General features: G+C 72.4%; 17 protein-coding genes and 1 other RNA gene. 3 read left to right on the forward strand and 15 right to left on the reverse strand.

Annotation, left to right across the window (positions count from 1 at the left end; genetic code table 11):
- Positions 1-56: 56 nt before the first annotated feature.
- The 5 genes from AC067A_RS31255 to AC067A_RS31275 form a co-directional block, all read right to left on the reverse strand.
- A complete protein-coding gene (locus AC067A_RS31255) occupies positions 57-2,387 on the reverse strand; it encodes a HelD family protein (protein WP_479246150.1) in 2,331 nt (776 codons plus the stop codon).
- A 63-nt stretch (positions 2,388-2,450) separates the two neighbouring features.
- Positions 2,451-3,005 carry a GNAT family N-acetyltransferase gene (locus AC067A_RS31260; RefSeq protein WP_479246152.1) on the reverse strand — a complete coding sequence of 185 codons (555 nt, stop codon included), beginning with the start codon at positions 3,003-3,005 and terminating at the stop codon, positions 2,451-2,453.
- A gap of 96 nt (positions 3,006-3,101) precedes the next feature.
- Entirely contained in the window at positions 3,102-4,238 is a 1,137-nt protein-coding gene (locus AC067A_RS31265) for a uroporphyrinogen-III synthase (protein WP_479246154.1), read from the reverse strand.
- A gap of 84 nt (positions 4,239-4,322) precedes the next feature.
- Positions 4,323-5,678: a nitrate/nitrite transporter gene (locus tag AC067A_RS31270; RefSeq protein ID WP_479246156.1), complete on the reverse strand. Its 1,356-nt coding sequence runs from the start codon at positions 5,676-5,678 to the stop codon at positions 4,323-4,325.
- Between the two features lie 196 nt (positions 5,679-5,874).
- Positions 5,875-6,849, reverse strand: a complete 975-nt coding sequence (locus tag AC067A_RS31275; RefSeq protein ID WP_479246158.1) for a LysR family transcriptional regulator — start codon at positions 6,847-6,849, stop codon at positions 5,875-5,877.
- Between the two features lie 83 nt (positions 6,850-6,932).
- Between AC067A_RS31275 and AC067A_RS31280 the strand changes: the two genes are divergently transcribed.
- On the forward strand, positions 6,933-8,207 hold the full coding sequence (locus AC067A_RS31280; protein WP_479246160.1) for an MFS transporter: 1,275 nt from the start codon (positions 6,933-6,935) through the stop codon (positions 8,205-8,207).
- 92 nt (positions 8,208-8,299) lie between these two features.
- Here AC067A_RS31280 and AC067A_RS31285 read toward each other — a convergent pair whose 3' ends face one another.
- The 6 genes from AC067A_RS31285 to ftsE form a co-directional block, all read right to left on the reverse strand.
- Complete coding sequence (locus AC067A_RS31285; protein WP_479246162.1) at positions 8,300-9,376, reverse strand: glycoside hydrolase family 18 protein; 1,077 nt, start codon at positions 9,374-9,376, stop codon at positions 8,300-8,302.
- 191 nt (positions 9,377-9,567) lie between these two features.
- Positions 9,568-9,961: a transfer-messenger RNA gene (gene ssrA / locus AC067A_RS31290) on the reverse strand.
- Between the two features lie 88 nt (positions 9,962-10,049).
- On the reverse strand, positions 10,050-10,589 hold the full coding sequence (gene smpB, locus AC067A_RS31295) for an SsrA-binding protein SmpB (RefSeq protein ID WP_479246164.1): 540 nt from the start codon (positions 10,587-10,589) through the stop codon (positions 10,050-10,052).
- An 18-nt stretch (positions 10,590-10,607) separates the two neighbouring features.
- Positions 10,608-11,792, reverse strand: coding sequence for a S41 family peptidase (locus AC067A_RS31300; RefSeq protein ID WP_479246165.1), 1,185 nt, complete (start codon positions 11,790-11,792; stop codon positions 10,608-10,610).
- A gap of 78 nt (positions 11,793-11,870) precedes the next feature.
- Positions 11,871-12,788 (reverse strand): permease-like cell division protein FtsX, encoded by a 918-nt coding sequence (gene ftsX, locus AC067A_RS31305; RefSeq protein WP_479246166.1) that lies wholly within the window; start codon positions 12,786-12,788, stop codon positions 11,871-11,873.
- A gap of 29 nt (positions 12,789-12,817) precedes the next feature.
- Positions 12,818-13,507: a cell division ATP-binding protein FtsE gene (gene ftsE, locus AC067A_RS31310; protein WP_030692056.1), complete on the reverse strand. Its 690-nt coding sequence runs from the start codon at positions 13,505-13,507 to the stop codon at positions 12,818-12,820.
- A 234-nt stretch (positions 13,508-13,741) separates the two neighbouring features.
- Between ftsE and AC067A_RS31315 the strand changes: the two genes are divergently transcribed.
- Positions 13,742-13,924 carry a hypothetical protein gene (locus AC067A_RS31315; protein WP_366304856.1) on the forward strand — a complete coding sequence of 61 codons (183 nt, stop codon included), beginning with the start codon at positions 13,742-13,744 and terminating at the stop codon, positions 13,922-13,924.
- A gap of 109 nt (positions 13,925-14,033) precedes the next feature.
- On the opposite strand, the gene AC067A_RS31320 is transcribed toward AC067A_RS31315, so the two are convergent.
- Complete coding sequence (locus AC067A_RS31320; RefSeq protein ID WP_017237018.1) at positions 14,034-14,234, reverse strand: LPXTG cell wall anchor domain-containing protein; 201 nt, start codon at positions 14,232-14,234, stop codon at positions 14,034-14,036.
- Between the two features lie 31 nt (positions 14,235-14,265).
- Between AC067A_RS31320 and AC067A_RS31325 the strand changes: the two genes are divergently transcribed.
- Positions 14,266-15,153: a hypothetical protein gene (locus tag AC067A_RS31325; protein WP_479246167.1), complete on the forward strand. Its 888-nt coding sequence runs from the start codon at positions 14,266-14,268 to the stop codon at positions 15,151-15,153.
- Positions 15,154-15,384: 231 nt separating this feature from the next.
- Here AC067A_RS31325 and prfB read toward each other — a convergent pair whose 3' ends face one another.
- The 3 genes from prfB to AC067A_RS31340 all read right to left on the reverse strand — a co-directional run bounded on the left by prfB (position 15,385) and on the right by AC067A_RS31340 (position 19,603).
- Positions 15,385-16,488, reverse strand: a complete 1,104-nt coding sequence (gene prfB / locus AC067A_RS31330) for a peptide chain release factor 2 (RefSeq protein ID WP_479246169.1) — start codon at positions 16,486-16,488, stop codon at positions 15,385-15,387.
- Positions 16,489-16,524: 36 nt separating this feature from the next.
- Positions 16,525-17,760: a serine/threonine-protein kinase gene (locus AC067A_RS31335; RefSeq protein ID WP_479246171.1), complete on the reverse strand. Its 1,236-nt coding sequence runs from the start codon at positions 17,758-17,760 to the stop codon at positions 16,525-16,527.
- Between the two features lie 106 nt (positions 17,761-17,866).
- Complete coding sequence (locus tag AC067A_RS31340; protein WP_479246172.1) at positions 17,867-19,603, reverse strand: serine/threonine-protein kinase; 1,737 nt, start codon at positions 19,601-19,603, stop codon at positions 17,867-17,869.
- Between the last annotated feature and the right edge of the window lie 364 nt (positions 19,604-19,967).

A 19,967-nucleotide genomic window follows, 5' to 3' on the forward strand; every position in this document is an offset into this window, starting at 1 on the left:
GGCAAGCGGGCCCACGGCCGGACGGGCGTCGGAGGCGAGGCCGCCGCCCGCCCCGGTCAGTCCCGCAGCAGGTCCGGGACCCCGGCCTCGTCCGGCATGTCACGGCCGCCCGAGAGCACCGTGAGGGCCTGCGTGGACCGGGTGAGGGCCACGTAGAGGACCCGCAGGCCGGCCGGGGACTCGTCCGCGATCTCCGCGGGCGAGACGACCACCGTGGCGTCGTACTCCAGGCCCTTCGCCTCGAGCGAGCCGAGGGCCACCACCCGGTCGCCCAGCTCGGCCAGCCAGCCGGCCGCCTCCTTGCGCCGGTCCATGGCGACGACGACGCCGACCGTGCCCTCCACCCGCTCCAGGAGCAGCCGCGCCTCGGACCGAACGGTTTCGGCCAGATCCGCCTTGTCCGGGACCGCTACGAAGCGGGGCTCGACGCCCGTCGAGCGGACCGCGCGCGGCGACTCCTTGCCCGGCATGGCCAGGGCGAGGACCTTGGCGGCGAGCTCGGCGATCTCGGCCGGGTTGCGGTAGTTCACGGTCAGCTCGAACCGGCGCCGCGGCCGGCTGCCGAGCGCCTCGTCCCGGGCCTCGGCGGCCTCGTCGGGGTCCGACCAGGACGACTGCGCCGGGTCGCCGACGACCGTCCAGGTGGCGTGCCGGCCGCGCCGGCCGACCATCCGCCACTGCATGGGCGTCAGGTCCTGGGCCTCGTCGACGATCACGTGCGCGTACTCGGTGCGCTCCGCCGCCAGCCGCTCGGCCCGCTCGCGCTGCGTCTCCTCGCGCACGGGCATGAGCTCCTCCAGGCCCGTGAGCTGGTCCAGCGGGTCGTACTCGCGCTTCTTGCGGGGCCGGGCCGGGGCGCCGACGAGGGTCTGCAGCTCGTCGAGGAGGGCCACGTCGTGCACGGACAGCTCCCGGCGGCGCAGCGAGCGGGCGAGCCGCCGCACCTCGCCGGGGTTGAGGATGCGCCGGGCCCAGCGGCCGAGCCGCCGCTCGTCGGCCATCGCGTCGAGGACCTGGCGCGGGGTGAGCTCCGGCCACCAGGCGTCGAGGAAGCCGAGGAAGGAGTCCTCGGTGGAGACGTCCTCGTCGAAGGAGGAGCGCAGCTCGGCGGCTAGCTCGGGGTCGCTGTGCCGGCCCGACGCGCCGGACCTCGCGTACAGCGCGTCGAGGAGCAGGCGGCGGGCGCGGGGCCGCAGCAGGTTGACGGGGGCGGTGCCGCCCAGGACGTTGTGGCGGATGCGCCGCAGGTCCTCGGCCTCCAGCTCGATGCGGCGGCCGAAGGCGACGACCCGCAGCCGCGTGGGGGTGCCGGCGGGCACCGCGGCCTCGTCCTCGCCCAGCGCGAGCTGGTTCCTCGGCGCCGGGGTCTCCAGGGCGCCGCGGGCCGCCTTGCGCAGCACGTGGAGCATGCGGGAGGAACCCTTGATCCGGGCGACGGCCGGCTCGTCGTACGCGGTGGCCTCGGCCCCGTCGACGAGCGACCCGACGGCGCGGATCGCGACCTGGCCCTCCTCGCCGAGCGAGGGCAGGACGCCCTCGGTGTACGAGACGAGGAGCGGGGTCGGAGAGACGATCAGGATGCCGCCCGCGTACCGCCGGCGGTCCTGGTAGAGCAGGTACGCGGCCCGGTGCAGCGCGACCGCGGTCTTCCCCGTCCCCGGTCCGCCCTCGACGTACGTGACGGAGGCGGCGGGGGCGCGGATCACGAGGTCCTGCTCCGCCTGGATGGACGAGACGATGTCCCGCATGGTGTGGCTGCGGGCCTGGCCGAGGGCGGCCATCAGGGCGCCGTCGCCGATGACGGGCAGTTCGTTCCCGTCGAGGGTGGCCCGGAGCTCCGGGCGCATCAGGTCGTCCTCGACGCCGAGGACCTGACGCCCCTTGGAGCGGATGACCCGGCGGCGCACGACACGGCCCGGGTCGACCGGGGTGGACCGGTAGAAGGGCGCGGCGGCGGGCGCGCGCCAGTCGATCACCAGGGGGGCGTAGTCGGAGTCGAGGACGCCGATCCGGCCGATGCGGAGGGTCTCCCCGATGTCGGCGGTGTTGTCGGGGCGTACGGCGTCCTCCGCGGGCTCGACGGAGGTGTAGGCGCCGTCGGGCCCCCTCTTCCCGTCCTTGCCGTACAGCAGGTCGATCCGGCCGAAGAGGAAGTCCTCGAACTCGTTGTTGAGCCGGTTGAGATGGATGCCGGCGCGGAACACCTGGGCGTCGCGCTCGGCGAGGGCGCCGGGCGTGCCGACCTGGCCTCGCTGGGCGGCGTCGTTCATCAGGAACTCCGCCTCGTGGATCTTCTCCTCGAGACGGCGGTAGACCTGATCCAGATGTTCCTGCTCGACACCGATCTCACGGTCCCTGACCGTGTCCACGGCTTCCTGCGCGGCCACCTAAGGCCCCCTTCTCACGTGCACTGGGCAGCCGTCGAGCGTACGCCACCGGGGGGTGCCGTGTCAGGCGCGGTCACCTTCCGTCGGAAGATCGCGCGGAACGCCGGGGGGCGGGTCGTCGTGCAGCAGCAGCTGGAAGAGGTGGTGGTCACGCCAGTCCCCGTCGATGTGCAGGAACTTCGGGGCGGTGCCGATCCGCGTGAACCCGCTTTTCTCCAGGACCCGTTGGGAGGCGTGGTTGTCGAGCATCGTCCCCGCCTCGATCCGGTGCAGCCCCAGCTCCTCGCGCGCCGCCCGGCACGCCTCGGCGACGAGCGCGGACGCGATGCCCCGGCCCGCGTACTCCCCGGCCACCCAGTAGCCCAGCGACGCGCTGCAGAGCGGGCCGAGCACGATGCCCGACAGGATCGCCGCCCCCACGATCCGTTCCCCGTCCACGGCGAACCACCGTGCCCCGCCGTCCGCCAGGCGCTCCGCCTGCGCCTGCGCCGTGTAGTACTCCTCGGTCCGGTACGGCTCCCTCGGCCGCATGTACCGCCGGTTCCTCACCAGCGCCGCCGCCAGCTCCCCCGCGTCCGCCGCCACCGCCGCCCGAACCCGCACGCCCTCCGCACCCATCCCCCTACGCTAACGCGCCCCCCGCCGCGTGAGCCCGCGTCCACAGCCGGGTGGGCAGCGCGGAGGCGGGCGCGGCCTGCGGAGGCGGGCGCGGGGTCAGTCGTCGTACTTCTCGTCGGCCGAGGCGTCGAGGGCGAGCCGGTAGCCGCGCTTGACGACCGTCTGGATGAGCTTGGGCGTGCCGAGGGACGTGCGGAGCCGGGCCATCGCCGTCTCGACGGCGTGCTCGTCGCGGCCGGAGCCGGGCAGGGCGCGGAGGAGGTCGGCGCGGGAGACGACCCAGCCGGGCCGGCGGGTCAGGAGGCCGAGGAGGGCCATGCCGGCGGGCGGGACGGGGCGCAGGGAGCCGTCGACGAGGACGGCGTGTCCGCGGACCTCGACGCGGTGGCCGGCGACGGGCAGGACGCGGGAGCGGCCGGGTAGTTCGCGGCAGAGGAGCTGGACGAGGGGTCCGAGCCGGAACCGCTCGGGCTGGTAGGTGTCGATGGCCTCGGCCTGGAGCGGAAGCGCGGTGACGGGCCCGACGCACACGGCGAGCACGTCGTGCCGGAGCGCCTCGACGAGTTCCTGCCGTACGCCCTTGTCCTCGGCGCGGGAGAGCAGCGAGACGGCGGCCGGGGCGCTGGTGAAGGTGACGGCGTCGAGGGTGCGGGCGAGGGTGGCGTCGAGGAGCCGGTCGAGGGGGCCGATGTCCTCGGGGGCCATCCAGCGGTAGACGGGGACGCCGACGACCTCCGCGCCGCCGGCGTGGAGCGCCTCCACGAAGCCGGGCAGCGGCTCCCCGTGCAGCTGGAGGGCGATGCGGCGGCCCTCCACGCCTTCGGCGAGGAGCCGGTCGAGGACCTCGGCCATGGATTCCGAGGAGGGCGACCAGGACTCGGTGAGTCCGGCGGCCCGTACGGCCCCCTTGACCTTGGGGCCGCGGGCGAGGAGTTCGACGTCCCGCAGGACGGCGAGGAGTTCTTGGCCGTGCCCCCAGCCCTCGGCGGCCTCGACCCAGCCCCGGAAGCCGATCGCCGTGGTGGCGACGACGACGTCCGGGGCGTTGCCGATGATCTCCTTGGTGGCGGCGAGGAGCTCCGTGTCGTCCGCGAGGGGCACGATCCGCAGCGCGGGTCCGTGGACGACGGCCGCGCCGCGCCGGCGCAGGAGCGCGATGAGTTCGTCCGCGCGCCGCGCCGCGGTGACGCCGACCGTGAAGCCGGCGAGGGGGCCGTGTTCTTGCTCGTCCATGAGGTCAGAGCCTGACGGGGACGCGTGACGGATGCGGTTCGCCTGTATTTCCTGGTCGTTACGGTCCGCGCCGGGCACCGGGGATCACACCTTCGCGTAGCCGGGCCGGGGCTCCGGGTCCGTGACGGCCTCGGCGGTCTCGGGGACGGGCGAGGGGTTGCGAAGGTATACCGCCCAGGTGACGACCATGCAGGCCGCGTAGAAGGCGAGGAAGGCGACGAAGGCTCCGGTGCCGGTGCCGGCGGTCTGGAAGGACTGGCGGAAGGCGAGGTTGATGCCGAGTCCGCCGAGCGCGCCGACGGCGCCGATGAGGCCCATGGAGGCACCGGAGAGCCGTCGTCCGTAGGCCTCCGCGGGCTCGCCCGTGAGTCCCTTGCGGTGCCCCTGGGCGAGGAAGATCGCCGGGACCATCTTGAACGTGGAGCCGTTGCCGAGGCCGCTGAGGACGAAGAGTCCGATGAAGCCGACGAGGAAGACGGCGAGGGATTCGATGACGGAGGCGTAGATCACCACGCCGGTCGCGACGGCCATCGCGGCGAAGGTCCCCAGGGTGATGCGGGCGCCGCCGTGCCGGTCGGCGAGGGAGCCGCCGACGGGCCGGATGAGGGAGCCGAGGAGGGGGCCGATGAAGGTGAGGGAGGCGGCCTGGAGGGGGGTGCGGCCGAACTGGGTCTGGAGCACGAGGCCGAAGGCGAAGCTGTAGCCGATGAAGGAGCCGAAGGTGCCGACGTACAGGAAGGCCATGATCCAGGTGTGTCGGGCGGTCACGGCCTCCTTGACGGCGCCGGTGTCGTTCTTGACGGGGGCGAGGTTGTCCATGAAGAGCGCCGAGCAGATGGCGGCGATCACGATCAGCGGCAGGTAGACGCCGAGCACGATCCTGGGGTGCAGGGCGCCGGCGGTGCCGATGACGAGGAGGCCGACGAGCTGGACGACGGGGACGCCGATGTTGCCGCCGCCCGCGTTGAGGCCGAGAGCCCAGCCCTTCTTGCGCAGCGGGAAGAAGGCGTTGATGTTGGTCATGGAGGAGGCGAAGTTGCCGCCGCCGACGCCGGTGAGCGCCGCCACCAGGACGAAGGTGGTGTACGAGGTGCCGGGCTCCATCACCGCGAACGCGAAGCCGGTGGGCAGCAGGAGCAGCAGGGCGCTGAAGATCGTCCAGTTGCGGCCGCCGAAGCGGGCGACGGCGAAGGTGTACGGGATCCGGATCAGCGCGCCGACGAAGGTCGCGGTGCCGATGAGGAAGAACTTGCCGGCCGGGTCGATCCCGTACTGCGGGCCCATGAAGAGCACCATGACCGACCAGAGGCTCCAGATGGAGAAGCCGATGTGCTCGGAGAGCACGGAGAAGATCAGGTTCCGCCGTGCGATCCGCTCTCCCTTCTCTCGCCAGAAGGTCTCGTCCTCCGGCTCCCACCGTTCGATCCAACGGCCGCCCATGTCGTACCTCCGCGGTGTCGGGTCCTGGGGCGTCCACAGCCCCGGTCCTCTTGTCTGACGACGCTAGGGAGGCCGCGTTTCAGGCCGGTGCCGCGAGGTGACGGGTGCGGAACCTTGCTCTCACCCGGTGCGCGGGGGCCCTGTGAGCGCCCCCGCATTCTGCGCCCGCCCCCCTAGGGTGCTGCTGGACCTCCGCTCACGCCCCGCTCGGTCCGGGCAGCCCCGGTTCGTCCGCCGGGAGCCAGGAGCCGGACGGGCGGGTGCGGCCGCCCTCGCGGGCTCCGATCTCCGCGGCGGCGGTCCGCAGGGCGTCCAGGGCGGGGTGACGCAGTCCCTTGCGCCACACCAGGCTCACGGGTGACAGGGGTACGGGGTCGACGAGGGGGCGCAGGACGCAGCCGGGCATGTCGGGGAAGCCGACGACGACGAGGACCGGGTGGCGGTGCTTGGCCATGACGCGGCGGAACTCCTCGTGGCCGACGGCGAGCGGCGCGGGCGGGGCGACCTCGATGCCGCGCCCGGCGAAGAGCCGGTGGGCGAGGTCGGTCCACTCGGTCGTGCGGTCGTTCCCCGCGCCCGCGTAGACCCGTTCCCCGGCGAGGGCGGCGAGCGGCACCTCGGGCAGGGCGGCGAGCGGGTGGTCGTCGTGGAGCAGGACGGCCATCGGCTCGTACCGTACGAACTGGGCGTCGAGCCGTGTCCTGAGCCCGGCGTCGAGTCCTCCGTACCGGCCGAAGGAGGTGTCGAGCCGTCCGGCGAGGATCTCCCGCACGGCGCCGGTGAGGCCGCTCTCGAAGCGGGCCATCAGCTCGTGGTCGGGGGCGAGTTCGCGGGCCCGGCGCAGGATGCGGTCCTGGACGAGGCCGGGGGTGTTGAGGTCGACGAGCAGCGGTCTGGGGCTGCTCCGGAAGGCGTCGAGGAGCTCGTCGTGGGCGGCCGCCACCCGCCGCGCGTAGGGGAGGAGGCGTTCGCCGTCGGAGGTGAGGGCGACGTGCCGGGTGGTGCGTACGAACAGTTCGGCGCCCAACTCGCGTTCCAGGCGCCTGATGTCCCGGCTCAGCGCCTGCTGGGCGACGTAGAGGCGGGCGGCGGCGCGGGTGAAGTGGAGCTCCTCGGCGACGGCGGTGAACGCGCGCAGCAGCCGGGGGTCGATGTCGTGCGAGGGGGCCATCGCCGCATTCAACAACACAGGTGCGTGAATGGCCACTGATCAGGTGTTGGACCGCTCGGGCCCGCCGCCGCGAACCTTGGTCCATGTCTCGACCGGACCTCACCCTCACCCCGGCGGGCCCGGCCCTCGCCCCCCGCTACCGCGCCCGTCCGGCCGGGCCGCCGCACCGCGGCGGGCACCCGGCCCCCGCGCCCCGCAACCCCTACCTCCGCCTGTTCGCGGTCCCCGGCGCCCGCGCCTTCACCGTGGGGAACATGGTCGCCCGGCTGCCCGTCGGGATGTTCGGCATCAGTGCCGTGATCATGATCGCGGCGCGCTACGACTCGTACGCCCTGGCCGGCGCGGTCACCGCCACCGCCCTGGGCGCCGGGGCCCTGAGCGGCCCCTGGATCGCCCGGCTCATCGACCGGTACGGCCAGGCCCGGGTCGCGGTCCCGGCCTCCGTCCACGCGGTCCTCGGCCGTCTGCTCCTGCTCGTCCTGGTGCACGAGCGGGCACCGGCCTGGACGCTCTTCCTCGTCACCGCGCTCACCGCCACCCTGCCGAACACCGGCGGGATGTCCCGGGCGCGCTGGGCCCACCTGCTGCGGGGCGACCGGGACTCCCTGCACACCGCCAACGCCTTCGAACAGGCCGGTGACGAGCTGTGCTTCATGCTCGGCCCGGTCCTCGCCGCGCTGCTCTGCTCGGCGTTCTTCCCGGAGGCGGGCACCCTCGTCGCCGCCGCCCTCCATCTCGGCGGGATCCTGCTCTTCACCGCCCAGCGCGCCACCGAGCCGCCGGTCGCCCCGCGCACCTCGCACGGCTCGCCGCTGCGTGCCCCCGGCATGGCGCCGCTGCTCGCGGTCTTCCTCGCCACCGGGTCGATCTTCGGGTCCCTCGAAGTGGTGGCCCTCGCGTTCGTGGACGGCCCCGCCGCCGGCCCCGTCCTGGCCCTCCAGGCCGCCGGCTCCTGCGCCGCGGGGCTCCTGTACGGCCGGGTCCGCCGCACCGCCCGCCTCCGGACCTGCCTGGCCGCGATGACCGTCCTCATGTCGATGCCGCTGCTCGCGGCCACGACCGGTTCCCTCCTCGCCCTCGCCGCCGGCCTCCTCGTGGCGGGCATGGCCACGGCCCCGACGATGCTCACGGGCATGGGCCTGGTCCAGCGGATCATCCCGGAGTCCCAGCTCAACGAGGGCATGACGCTCGCCGTCACCGCGATCCTCGCCGGGGTCTCCGCCGGTTCGGCCGTCGGCGGCTGGGCGGCCGACCACTCCCCCTTCCCCGCCTTCGGCTTCCTCATCCCGACGGCCGCCGCCCTCCTCGCCCTCGTCCTCTGCGCGGCGACCGGCGTCGGCGGCCGCGCCCGGCCCTGACGGATCGGCGCCGTGGCCCCGCCCCGCGGGCCACGGCCGCCGGCCCGCACCGACGCCGTGGCCCGTGGCGCGGCCACGGCCCGTTCGTCGGATCAGCTCTGCCGCAGCGGCGGCATCGGCACCTGGACCCCGAAGGCGGTGGCGCCCGCGCCGGCGCCGCCCGCGCAACCGTTGGGCTCCTGGGTGCCGAGCCCGCGCGTCGACGGCTTCTCGGCGGCCCAGAACATGTACCCGAGCAGGCCCGAGGTGGTCCCGGCCCCGTTCGGTGCGGCGTTCCGCACCCAGTCGCCGGTGGCCTTCTGCAGCGAGTTCGCGAAGTCGGTGCACTCGGGCAGCGGGCCGCGCCCGTAGGCGAGGTAGAGCCCGGCGGTGAACTTGGCGGGTGCGAGGGGCGCGACCGGCGGCGAGAACTGGGACTTGCCGTCGAGGTGCTCCTGCCAGTTCGCGATGTGCGAGCTCGCCGAGGTGGGTCGGGCGGTCACCATCGCGTTGGCGTAGTCGAGCACCGGGTTGTCGGTGCGCAGCCAGTCGGCGGTGGCCTTGCGGTTGATGTCGATGAGCCAGCGGTCGCCGGCGGCGGTGTCGATGGTGAGCCGCGCGGCCGGGCGCGTACCGGTGGCGTCGTAGGGGTGGACGGACCGGTAGGCGTCGATGAAGGCCTGGAGCCCGGTGAGGTCCGGGTCGGTGTTCTGCTCGTAGTCGATCTCGATGCCGACCCCGAGGTCCGCCGCGACGGCGGCCGCGTTCAGGCCGAGCCGGGTGGCGTCCTCGGCGAGGGCGGCGTCCCACTCGTCGGTGTACGTGATCCCGCCGATCGAGAGCATCACGCGGATTCCGCGCGAGGTGAAGTACTGGACGATCTCGCGGCTCATGCCGACGGGGACGCCGTTCGCCGTGGTGGCGTCGGTGGTGCGGCGCAGCAGCTTGAGCGGTTCGACGAAGCTGAGGACGACGAGGTTGACGGAGGGGCGTCCGTCGCCGCGGTCGACCAGCCAGTGGTTCTTGGCGTCGAACTCGGCGAGGTCGCGGACGGTGCCCCAGGTGCAGTAGTCGTCGCCGCAGTGCCATGTCCCGTAGACCTGCACGGGCGCGGCCGCGGTGGCCGGGGTGGCGGTGGGGATCAGGAGGGCGAAGAGCATGAGCAGGACCGCGAGGGGTCTGTGACGCATACGTACCTCCGGGAGTGCCGTGGCGTGGGGGCGGCCCCGGCAGAGTGGCAGGTACAGACCAAGTCGACAAGAGGGCGGACACGTCCGGGGGACGGACACGACTCTGGTGGACGGACATGACTCCGGTGGACGGACATGACGAAGGCCCGGTGGTCGCTTGCGCGGCCACCGGGCCTTGGCCCACATGGGATGAGTGGAGATGGCGGGAATCGAACCCGCGTCCAACGGTGCGGAATCAGGGCTTCTCCGTGTGCAGTCTGGTACGAGTTTCTCAGCCCTCCGGATCACCCAGACAAGTCCGGAACGGGCTCAGCCACTGTTTGATTTCCCTCCGGCCCCCGTGACCGGGGCTGGAGGTTTAGATCCCTAAATGACGCCAGGATCCGGGTCGGGACCTTCCCCGGGCTGACGCTCCTCACAGAGGCTTCTGTTCGTTACCTAAAATTAGGCAGCGAGGGCGAAGCGGGAGTTATCGCTCTTGGAGTTGGCGATTATTGGTTGCGACATATGGTTTACGAGATCATTGCCGCTTCCTCGACACGCTTCCCACTGCTTCGACATCCGCTGTCGAAACCGATCATCCCCATGTTGTTTTTTCAAAGGTCGCACCCTCGCGGGGTGCACGACCCATCGTACGTGACCGACGGGCGCTGTCGCCAGCGCATTACCCCCGCTACGAGGCCGCGGCCGCCCGCTGCTTCCGCTTCGCCGCCGCGATGGCGCGGTTGGTCTCGCGCGTGTCCTGCTTCTCCCGCAGGGTCTGGCGCTTGTCGTACTCCTTCTTGCCCTTGGCGAGCGCGATCTCGCACTTGACCCGGCCGCCCAGGAAGTACAGCGCGAGGGGCACGATCGTGTGACCGGTCTCCTGCGCCTTCGACTCCAGCTTGTCGATCTCGGCGCGGTGCAGGAGCAGCTTGCGCTTCCGCTTCGCCGAGTGGTTCGTCCAGCTGCCCTGCATGTACTCCGGGACGTGGATGTTGTGCAGCCACGCCTCGTGGTCGTCGATCTGGACGAAGCCGTCGACCAGCGAGGCCCGGCCCATCCGCAGCGACTTCACCTCGGTGCCCATGAGCACGACACCGCACTCGTAGGTGTCGATGATGTGGTAGTCGTGGCGCGCCTTCTTGTTCTGCGCGATCAGCTTGCGCTCGGGCGCCTTGTCCGTCGTCTTCTTCGCAGGCTTGCCCTGCACGTTCACGAGTCCCTTTGCCATAGTGCGGTCATTTTCGCACTACGAGCCCCCTCCGAGGCCACTCAATACCGTCCGGGCCCGCTCCTCGGCCCGGTCCCCCGCCGTCAGGTCCGGCGTGATGCCGTTGCCGTCCACGGCGTGACCGGCCGGGGTGCGGTAGTGGCCGACGGTGAGCTCGGCGACCGAGCCGTCCGGCAGCGTGCTCGGCATCTGGACCGAGCCCTTGCCGAAGGTCCGTGAGCCGACCGTCACGGCGCGGCCCCGGTCCTGCAGGGCGCCGGTGAGCAGCTCCGCCGCGCTCATCGTCCCGCCGTCGATCAGCGCCACCAGGGGCCGGCCGGTGTCCCCGCCGCCCTCCGCGTACACCGCGCGCTGCTCGCCCTCCACGTCGTACGTGGCGACCAGGCCGCCGTCGAGGAAGGCGGAGGCCGCGACGGCCGCCTCCGCGACCAGGCCGCCCGCGTTGCCCCGCAGGTCGAGCAGGACGCCCGCGCCGGCCGGGGCGGCCCGTACCGCGTCACGCACGCGCGTGCCCGCGCCCTTCGTGAAGGCGGCGACCCGGATCAGCAGGGTCCCGTCGTCGAGCCGGCGGACGGTCACCGGGTCGGTCTCCAGCCGCGCCCGGCGCAGGGTCAGCGTCCAGGCGGCACGCCCCCGCCCGACCCGGAGGACGACGGCCGAGCCCGGCACCCCGTCGCCGCGGAGCAGGGACACGACCTCGGAGACCGACAGGCCCTCGACCGCACGCCCGTCGACCGCCACGAGCCGGTCCCCGACGCGCAGCCCCGCACGGGCCGCCGGCCCTCCGGCCCGCACCCGCGTCACGCGTACGCCGGTGGCCCCGGCCCTGCCCGCGGAGAGCCCGACGCCGGTGTACGCGCCGTCGAGGGCCTGCTCGAACTCGGCGTACTCCCTCTTGTCGTACACCGCCCCCCAGCGGTCCCCGCTGCGGCTGACGAACTCCTCCGCCGCCTGCTTCCCCGACTTCCCGTCGGCCATGGCGGCCGCCGCGGCCCGGCGCAGTTCGGCACTGTCGACCGCCGCCGGCTCCCCCGCGGCCCGCTCCCGCGGCACCGGCCCCGCCGGCCTCGCGCCGGTCTCCTGCCGCGGCAGCGCCCCCGTGGCCGCCGCCGTGGCCAGCACACCCGCGAACACCAACGTCAGAACGGCCCCACGGACCACTCCGCGGGGCCGGATACAGAACAGATCACCGCCGGCAGGCATGCCGCCCACTCTAGGACAAGACGACGGCGCCGCACGGGCTTTGCCCGTGCGGCGCCGTCCGCTGTCAGGGGTGCCTTCTCACACCTTCAGGTACTTGCGCAGCGCGATGAAGGCGGCCACGGCGGGCATGAGGAGGCCGATGGCGATGACGAGCGGGAGCTTGGCGAGGACGGCGTCCCAGCCGATGAAGTTGACCAGTTGCATCTTGTCGGCGAGGGCGATGCCGTGGTCGATGAGGAAGTAGCGGCCGACCAGCAGCAGCACGCAGGCGACGGCGCCGCCGAGGAGTCCGGCGAAGGCGGCCTCCATGATGAACGGCATCTGGATGTAGAAGCTGGACGCGCCGACGAGCCGCATGATGCCGGTCTCGCGGCGCCGGCTGAACGCCGAGACGCGGACCGTGTTGACGATCAGCATCAGCGCGATGACGAGCATCAGACCCATGACGCCGAGAGCGGCGATGTTCATGCCGTTCATCAGGTCGAACAGGTTCTGCAGGATGTCCCGCTGGTCCTGTACCGACTCGACGCCTTCGCGGCCCGCGAAGGCGGTGGCGACCACCTTGTACTTCTCCGGGTCCTTGAGCTTGACCCGGAACGACTCCGGCATCTGGTCCGGCGTGATGACGGAGGCGATGGCCGTGTCGCCGTACTCCTCCTTGTAGTGCTTGTACGCCTCGTCGGCCGACTCGTAGTAGACGGTCTCGACGATGTCCATCTTCTTCAGATCGGCCTTGATCTGATCCTTCTGCTGCGCCGTGACCGCACCCTTGGGGCACTTGAGCCCGCCGGCCGCGTCCGCCTTGGTGCAGAGGTAGATGGAGACGTTGACCTTGTCGTACCAGTAGTCCTTCATCGTGCTGACCTGCTCGCGCATGAGCAGCGCGCCGCCGAAGAGGGCGAGCGAGAGGGCCACGGAGATGATGACCGCGAAGGTCATCGTGAGGTTGCGCCGGAGGCCGACGCCGATCTCGGAAAGCACGAACTGAGCGCGCATGGGTCTGCTTTCTCCTACTCGCTACAGGCTCAGTGCTGGTATCCGTAGACGCCGCGCGCCTGGTCGCGGACGAGGCGGCCCTTCTCGAGCTCGATGACGCGCTTGCGCATCTGGTCGACGATGTTCTGGTCGTGGGTCGCCATGACGACGGTGGTCCCTGTCCTGTTGATCCGGTCGAGCAGCTTCATGATGCCGACGGAGGTCTGCGGGTCGAGGTTGCCGGTGGGCTCGTCGGCGATCAGCAGCATCGGGCGGTTGACGAAGGCGCGTGCGATGGCCACGCGCTGCTGCTCACCACCCGAGAGCTCGCCCGGCATGCGGTCCTCCTTGCCACCGAGACCCACGAGGTCGAGCACCTGGGGCACGGCCTTGCGGATCTCGCCGCGCGGCTTGCCGATGACCTCCTGCGCGAAGGCCACGTTCTCGGCGACGGTCTTGTTGGGCAGCAGGCGGAAGTCCTGGAAGACGGTGCCCAGCTGGCGCCGCATCTGCGGCACCTTCCAGTTGGAGAGCCGGGCCAGGTCCTTGCCGAGGACGTGCACCTGGCCCTGGCTGGCGCGCTCCTCACGCAGGAGCAGTCGCAGGAAAGTCGACTTTCCGGAGCCGGAGGAACCGACGAGGAAGACGAACTCCCCCTTCTCGATCTCCAGGGATACATCCCGGAGCGCGGGGCGGCTCTGCTTCGGATAGGACTTGGAGACGTTGTCGAATCGGATCACGGATGCACCACGGTCGGCCGGGAGTAGGTGTGCGTGACCTTACGCGAACGGGGAAGGCCCGCGCAGTCGCGCTCCTGGCTTGCGTGCTTTATCCTTTTCGCCCTCCTGGTCGAACGGGGACGATCCGACGGGGCGCGCCGAAACGCCGCGGAGCTGGCACAGTGGTAGGGGGAACGTCCGGGACCCACCGGACGTTGTCCCGTTGTGTACCCCAGTGCGGGAGGAGGAGAGCGCATGACCTACGACCGACTGGTGTGCGCCAACTGCGCGGCCCCGGTCGCCGAGGGCCGCTGCCCCGTCTGCCGCGCGAACCGGGAGCGTCTGACCCCTCAGGGTCCGTCACCGGCGATGCTGCTGACGCTGGCGATCGCCCTGCTGGCGGCGATCGCGCTGCTCGCGGCCGTCCGGACGGTCTGAGCGGAGGGCGCTCGGAGCCCGTACGAGCCGGAACCACGCGAGAGGGCCGGGGAGCGAACTCCCCGGCCCTTCGTCATGCGCCCACGCGGATGCGCGGTGCCGCCGTACGTCAGACGGCGGTACGGCCGCCGCCGACGAGGCGCGGCAGCATGCGGAAGCCGATGCCACCGGCGATCATGGTCGCCGCGCCGATGACCAGGAACGAGGTCTCCGCCGCGCCGGTCTCGGCGAGCTCCTCCTTCGCCTGGCCCTGCTGCACGGGCTGCGAGCCCTCGTTGTTGGTGTTCGGGTTGTTGTTGTCCGTCTCCACGCACTCGGCGCCGTCGAGGTCGACGGTGCAGGTGCCGGCGCCACCGTCGGTGGACGCGCCACCGGTGGTGCTGGTGGACCCGCTGGTGGAGGTCGACGACGACGAGGAGTTGCTCGAGGTCGACGTCGAGGAGGACGGGTCGCCCGACGTCGACGACGTCGACGAGGAGGACGAGGAGGACGAGGAGGACGAGGACGGGTCGCCCGACGTCGAGGACGAGGACGACGGGTCACCCGAGGTCGTGGACGTCGAGGACGAGGAGGACGGGTCGCCCGAGGTCGTGGACGTCGAGGACGACGGGTCGCCCGAGGTCGTGGTCGTCGAGGACGACGGGTCGCCCGACGTCGTCGAGGTCGAGGACGACGGGTCGCCCGAGGTCGTGGACGTCGAGGACGAGGAGGACGGGTCGCCCGAGGTCGTCGAGGTCGAGGACGACGGGTCGCCCGAGGTCGTGGTCGTCGAGGACGACGGGTCGCCCGACGTCGTCGAGGTCGACGAGGACGGGTCGCCCGACGTCGTGGTGGTGGTCGTCGAGGACGACGGGTCGCCCGACGTCGTGGACGTCGAGGACGACGTCGTGTCGCCGACGATCGTGTTGCCCTCGGTGTCCAGGGCCTCCTGCACGCCGAGGCCCGCGTCCTGGGACTGGGCCGGCTCCGTCCCGAATCCGCCGACGGCCTGCGCGGCACCGGCCGCCGTCAGGGACGCACCGGCGATGATCACGGCGCTGGCCGCGACCCGCACCAGGCGGATCCGCGTCTTGTTCGTCATCTGGCTGCTACCCCCAGTAGCTCATCTCGTCATGGGGCAGCGCTCAGGGCTCGCGCGACAGGGGCGGTGTCACGACTGGACCGGCCCCCGTTCACACGCGTCCCAGAAAAGCGCATGCCAGTACGTCACCCTTCCGAGTTTCCGATGAGGCGTCAAGGTCGTTGCGCGTGCGATGCCCGAAAGATCACCAGGTGACCGACATGCGACGATGCAACTGTGACGTAAACCCTGAACTACGGGCCCCGACACCCCAGTTCCCTTGTCGACAAAGCGTCCCGGCGTACGCGATCGCGCTTGCGTCAGCGAACACGCCCTCCGCCACGGAACGCGTTCGGCCCCGCACCGGAAGGTGCGGGGCCGAACGGGGAGGAACGGGAGGTTACTTGTCCTGCTGCTTGCGCCAGCGGATGCCGGCCTCGAGGAAGCCGTCGATCTCGCCGTCGAGGACGGACTGCGGGTTGCCGACCTCGAACTCCGTCCGGAGGTCCTTGACCATCTGGTACGGGTGGAGGACGTACGAGCGCATCTGGTTGCCCCACGAGCTGCCGCTGTCCTTGAGCGCGTCCATCCTGGCGCGCTCCTCCTGGCGCTGGCGCTCCAGCAGCTTGGCCTGGAGGACGTTCATGGCGCTCGCCTTGTTCTGGATCTGGGAGCGCTCGTTCTGGCAGGAGACGACGATGCCGGTCGGGAGGTGCGTGATGCGCACGGCCGAGTCGGTCGTGTTGACGCCCTGGCCGCCGGGGCCGGAGGCGCGGTAGACGTCCACGCGCAGCTCGGACTCGTCGATCTCGACGTGGTCGGAGGACTCCACGACGGGAAGGATCTCGACGCCCGCGAAGGACGTCTGGCGGCGGCCCTGGTTGTCGAAGGGCGAGATGCGGACCAGGCGGTGGGTGCCCTGCTCGACGGAGAGCGTGCCGTAGGCGTACGGGGCCTTCACGACGAAGGTGGTCGACTTGATGCCGGCCTCTTCCGCGTACGAGGTCTCGTAGATCTCCGTGGCGTAGCCGTGGCGCTCCGCCCAGCGCAGGTACATGCGCTGGAGGCGCTCGGCGAAGTCGGAGGCGTCGACGCCGCCGGCCTCGGCCCGGATGTTGACCAGGGCCTCGCGCTCGTCGTACTCGCCGGAGAGGAGGGTGCGGACCTCCATCTCGTCGAGGGCCTTGCGGACGGAGACGAGCTCCGCCTCGGCCTCGGCGAGGGTGTCCGGGTCGTCCATCTCCTCCGCGAGCTCGAAGAGCACCGCGAGGTCGTCGATCCGCCCGCGCAGGGTCTCGGCCTTGCGGACCTCGGCCTGGAGGTGCGAAAGCTTGCTCGTGATCTTCTGCGCCGCCTCCGGGTCGTCCCACAGGGACGGGGCCGCGGCCTGCTCTTCGAGCACGGCGATGTCGGCCCTCAGCTTCTCGAGGTCCAGGACGGCCTCGATCGACCCCATGGTCGAGGAGAGGGACTTCAGCTCTTCGGATACATCGACGACTGCCACGCGTCCAGCGTAACGGCTCCGGGCCTGGAGCCGAACCTATGGCTGGGAGGACTGCTGGGAGTCCTGCGGCGGAGCGTCCTCCCCGGAGGCCGCGAGGTAGCCGCCGGCGCCGAGCGCGCCCACGACCACGACCGCCGCGACGGCGAGGGTGATGCGTCTCTTGCGGACGGCGCCCGCCTTGTGCCGGGCGGAGCCGGGGCGGGGGGCGCCCGCCGGGCGGGGGGCGCGTGCGGTGCCGAGGGGGCCGCCGGAGAGCTCGTCGGGGGCGGGGACCCGCATGGAGGTGTGGGTGTCGCGGTTGGAGTCGGCGGAGGCGCCGGGGACGAGCGGGACGGCGGCCCGGCGCGGGCCGGGTTCGCCGGCGCCGGCGGCGGTGGGGTACGCGTCCTCCTCGTACGGCTCCGGGGCCGGTTCCGCGTCCGGCTCGTCCACGTCGAGCGGCGGGATGCCCTTGAGCAGCGGCAGGACGTCCCTGAGGCGGGCGGCGAGCTCGGAGGCGCGCAGCCGGGAGGCCGGTGCCTTGGCGAGGCACTGCACGATCAGCTGCCACAGCTCCTCGGGGATGCCGGGGAGCGGGACGACGGTCTCGGTGACGTGGCGGCGCAGTACGGCGCCGGGGTGGCCGCCGCCGAACGGGGTGAAGCCGGCGAGCAGCTCGTACAGGACGGTCGCGAGGGCGTAGATGTCGACGGCGGCGCGGGGCGGGAGGCCCTCGACGATCTCGGGGGCGAGGTAGTCGGGGGTGCCGATGATGCGGGTGGCCTTGGTGCGGCCGGGGGTGTCGATGAGTTTGGCGACGCCGAAGTCGGTGAGGAGGGCGGGGTGGGCGCCGCCGGGGCCGAGCGGGCCCTCCATGTCGAGCAGGATGTTCTCGGGCTTGACGTCCCGGTGGACGACCCCGGCCTTGTGCGCGGCGGCGAGGGCGTCGGCGACGTCGGCGACGATCGCGACGGCCGCCTCGGGGGCGAGGCGGCGCTCGCGGTCGAGGCGGGTGCGCAGGTCGGTGCCGCGGACCAGGTCCATGACGAGGGCGAGGTCGTTGCCGTCGACGACGAGGTCGCGGACCTTGACCACCCGGGGGTGGTCGAGGCCGAGGAGCGCGGTCCGCTCCTGGACGAAGCGGCCGACGAGCTCCTGGTCGGATGCCAGGTCCTCGCGCAGCAGTTTGACGGCGACGGGCCCTTCGGGCCCCTCGCCGAGCCACACCGTTCCGGCGCTGCCCCGCCCGAGGATCTGGTGGGTGGTGTAGCGGCTGCCGATGTTCCGTGCCAAGACTGCTCCCTCAGCGGCTGCGGTTACGCCAAAGCTACGCGTCCGCAGCCGCCGGTCGTCACCTCCGAGGGGAAATCACCCCTCGGAAGTCGATAAATCGGCAGTATTACTGTCCCGTACCGCCGGTAGTACCCGAGCCGCTCCCGCTGTCGAGGAGGGTGGAGACCCAGTCGGTGAAGGAACTGATCCCGTCGCCGATGGCCTCCCAGTAGCCCTTGCCCTCGGCGATCCAGCCCTGGAGGGGGGTGAGCTCCCAGACGAGCCAGCCGGCCACGAAGAACAGGACGATCATGACCAGGCAGCCCTTGAGGCAGCCGAGGCCGGGGATCCGGACCGGGTTGGCGCTGCGCTGACGCGGCGGCCGCGGTTCGCGCGGCGCCGGGGCCTGGGGCGGCGGCTGCGGGGGCTGGTACTGCTGCTGCGGCGGGGCGTACTGCTGCTGCGGGGGCGGCGGCGGCGCGTACTGCTGCGGCTGCTGCTGGTGCTGCGGCGGGTACGACTGGGGCGCCGGCTGCTGCGGGGCGGGGCGCTGCCGGCCGTACTGCGGCGGCTGCTGGCCGTACTGCTGCGGCTGCTGGCCGTACGGGCCGGGCCGTCGGTCCTGCGGGGGCTGCTGCGGCTGCTGGCGCTGCGGGCGCCGCCGCATCGGGTCCTCGCTCGGATCCAGGTACTGCACCTGGGTCTGCTCGTTGCGGTCGCGGGCGGCGCGCAGCTGGCTCTGCCAGGGGTGCGGCTCCTCGGACGGCGCGCCCTGCGGCGGCTGCGGCGGTACGGGGGGCATGACGGCCGTCGGGTCGGCGGCGCCCGCCGGGCCGCCGGTCGGCAGCACGCTGGTCGCGCCGGCGGGGTCGTACTGCGGCGGCGTCCCGGCGCCGGCGGGCAGCACCTGGGTGGGGTCCGCGGCGCCCGGGGTCTCCGGGACCGGCGCGGGGGCCGGGTCGGGGGCGAGGAGCGCGCCGACGCCCTCCGCCGCCTCGATCTGGGCGGGTGTGGCGTGCACGCCGATGCCGGCGGCGACCGCGCGCAGGCCGCGGGCCAGGTTCTCGGCGCTGGGCCGCCGGTCCGGGTCCTTGCTGAGGCAGCGCTCTATGACCGTCCACAGGGGGCCCGGGACGGTCGAGGGGCGGCGCGGCTCCTCGCTGAGGTGCCGGTGCAGGACCTCGAGGGCGGTGCCGCCCGCGAAGGGGGGCCGACCGGTGACGAGCTCGTAGAGCAGGATGCCCGCGCCGTAGATGTCGACGGCGGAGGTCTGCGGGCGGCCCTCGGCGGACTCGGGCGCCACGTACGCGGGCGTGCCGACGAACTCGTGGGTGCGGGTGAGGCCCGGGGAGTCCGCGAGGCGTGCGATGCCGAAGTCCGTGAGCATCGGGTGCATCTGGCCGCCCTGCTCGGCGAGCAGGACGTTGGCCGGCTTGAGGTCGCGGTGGACGACGCCGTCGGCGTGGCTGGCGGCGAGCGCGTCGGCGATCTGGGCGGTCAGCAGGGAGGCGGCGACCGGGGTCAGCGGGCCGCTCTCCCGGATGTACCGGTGCAGGTCGGGGCCCTCGACGAGGTCCATGACGAGGGCGAGGACATCGCCTTCGACGACCAGGTCGCGGGTGCGCACGATGTTCGGGTGGGTGAGCCGGAGCAGGACGGACCGCTCGCGCAGGAAGCGCATCACGATGTCCGCGTCGTTGGCCAGCTCCTCCTTGAGGACCTTGATCGCCACGGTCTCGCCGGGCTGGCCGGCCACGGCCGCCTCGGCGCCCGCCGTCTCCCGCTGGCGGGCTCGCCAGACGGTGCCCGTGGCGCCGCGACCGAGCGGCTCCTCGAGCAGGTACTTGCTGCCGATAGGCCGCACGTCACGCGCTCCCTGCTGATCGTGGTCCTGGGGTTTCCTGTGATGTCCCCGGGGTCCTTGTCCTTTGTTGTGACCCGTCCGGGTGTCCGACCCACTTTAGTGCCGCCGAACGGGTCACAGGCCGGTCGTCCACAGCCGGATTCCGAGGCCGTGTCCGGCGCCTCGTCCGCGCGTCACCGGGGGCCGCGACGGCTCCCGTCACGAGCGGAACTTGTCCGGAAGAAGACGCTCCACGCGGCGGGACGGTTGCCGCGCATGCTCCGAAGGCGTGCCCAACCAGGCGATTTCACGTCCACAGCCGACCATTCAAGATCACTTATGGCCGACCCGGGGGTCGGTTGTCGGTGGCAGGTGCGAGGATGCC

This window comes from Streptomyces sp. NPDC043176, from assembly GCF_056436715.1.

What these genes read in the sequence shown, in the direction of transcription:
- ftsX (WP_479246166.1), bottom strand. Translation starts at nt 12,788, where the DNA reads ATGCGCGCTCAGTTCGTGCTTTCCGAGATCGGCGTCGGCCTCCGGCGC.
- AC067A_RS31270 (WP_479246156.1), bottom strand. Translation starts at nt 5,678, where the DNA reads ATGGGCGGCCGTTGGATCGAACGGTGGGAGCCGGAGGACGAGACCTTC.
- AC067A_RS31260 (WP_479246152.1), bottom strand. Translation starts at nt 3,005, where the DNA reads ATGGGTGCGGAGGGCGTGCGGGTTCGGGCGGCGGTGGCGGCGGACGCG.
- AC067A_RS31315 (WP_366304856.1), top strand. Translation starts at nt 13,742, where the DNA reads ATGACCTACGACCGACTGGTGTGCGCCAACTGCGCGGCCCCGGTCGCC.
- AC067A_RS31300 (WP_479246165.1), bottom strand. Translation starts at nt 11,792, where the DNA reads ATGCCTGCCGGCGGTGATCTGTTCTGTATCCGGCCCCGCGGAGTGGTC.
- AC067A_RS31275 (WP_479246158.1), bottom strand. Translation starts at nt 6,849, where the DNA reads ATGGCCCCCTCGCACGACATCGACCCCCGGCTGCTGCGCGCGTTCACC.
- AC067A_RS31280 (WP_479246160.1), top strand. Translation starts at nt 6,933, where the DNA reads ATGTCTCGACCGGACCTCACCCTCACCCCGGCGGGCCCGGCCCTCGCC.
- AC067A_RS31265 (WP_479246154.1), bottom strand. Translation starts at nt 4,238, where the DNA reads ATGGACGAGCAAGAACACGGCCCCCTCGCCGGCTTCACGGTCGGCGTC.
- AC067A_RS31285 (WP_479246162.1), bottom strand. Translation starts at nt 9,376, where the DNA reads ATGCGTCACAGACCCCTCGCGGTCCTGCTCATGCTCTTCGCCCTCCTG.
- smpB (WP_479246164.1), bottom strand. Translation starts at nt 10,589, where the DNA reads ATGGCAAAGGGACTCGTGAACGTGCAGGGCAAGCCTGCGAAGAAGACG.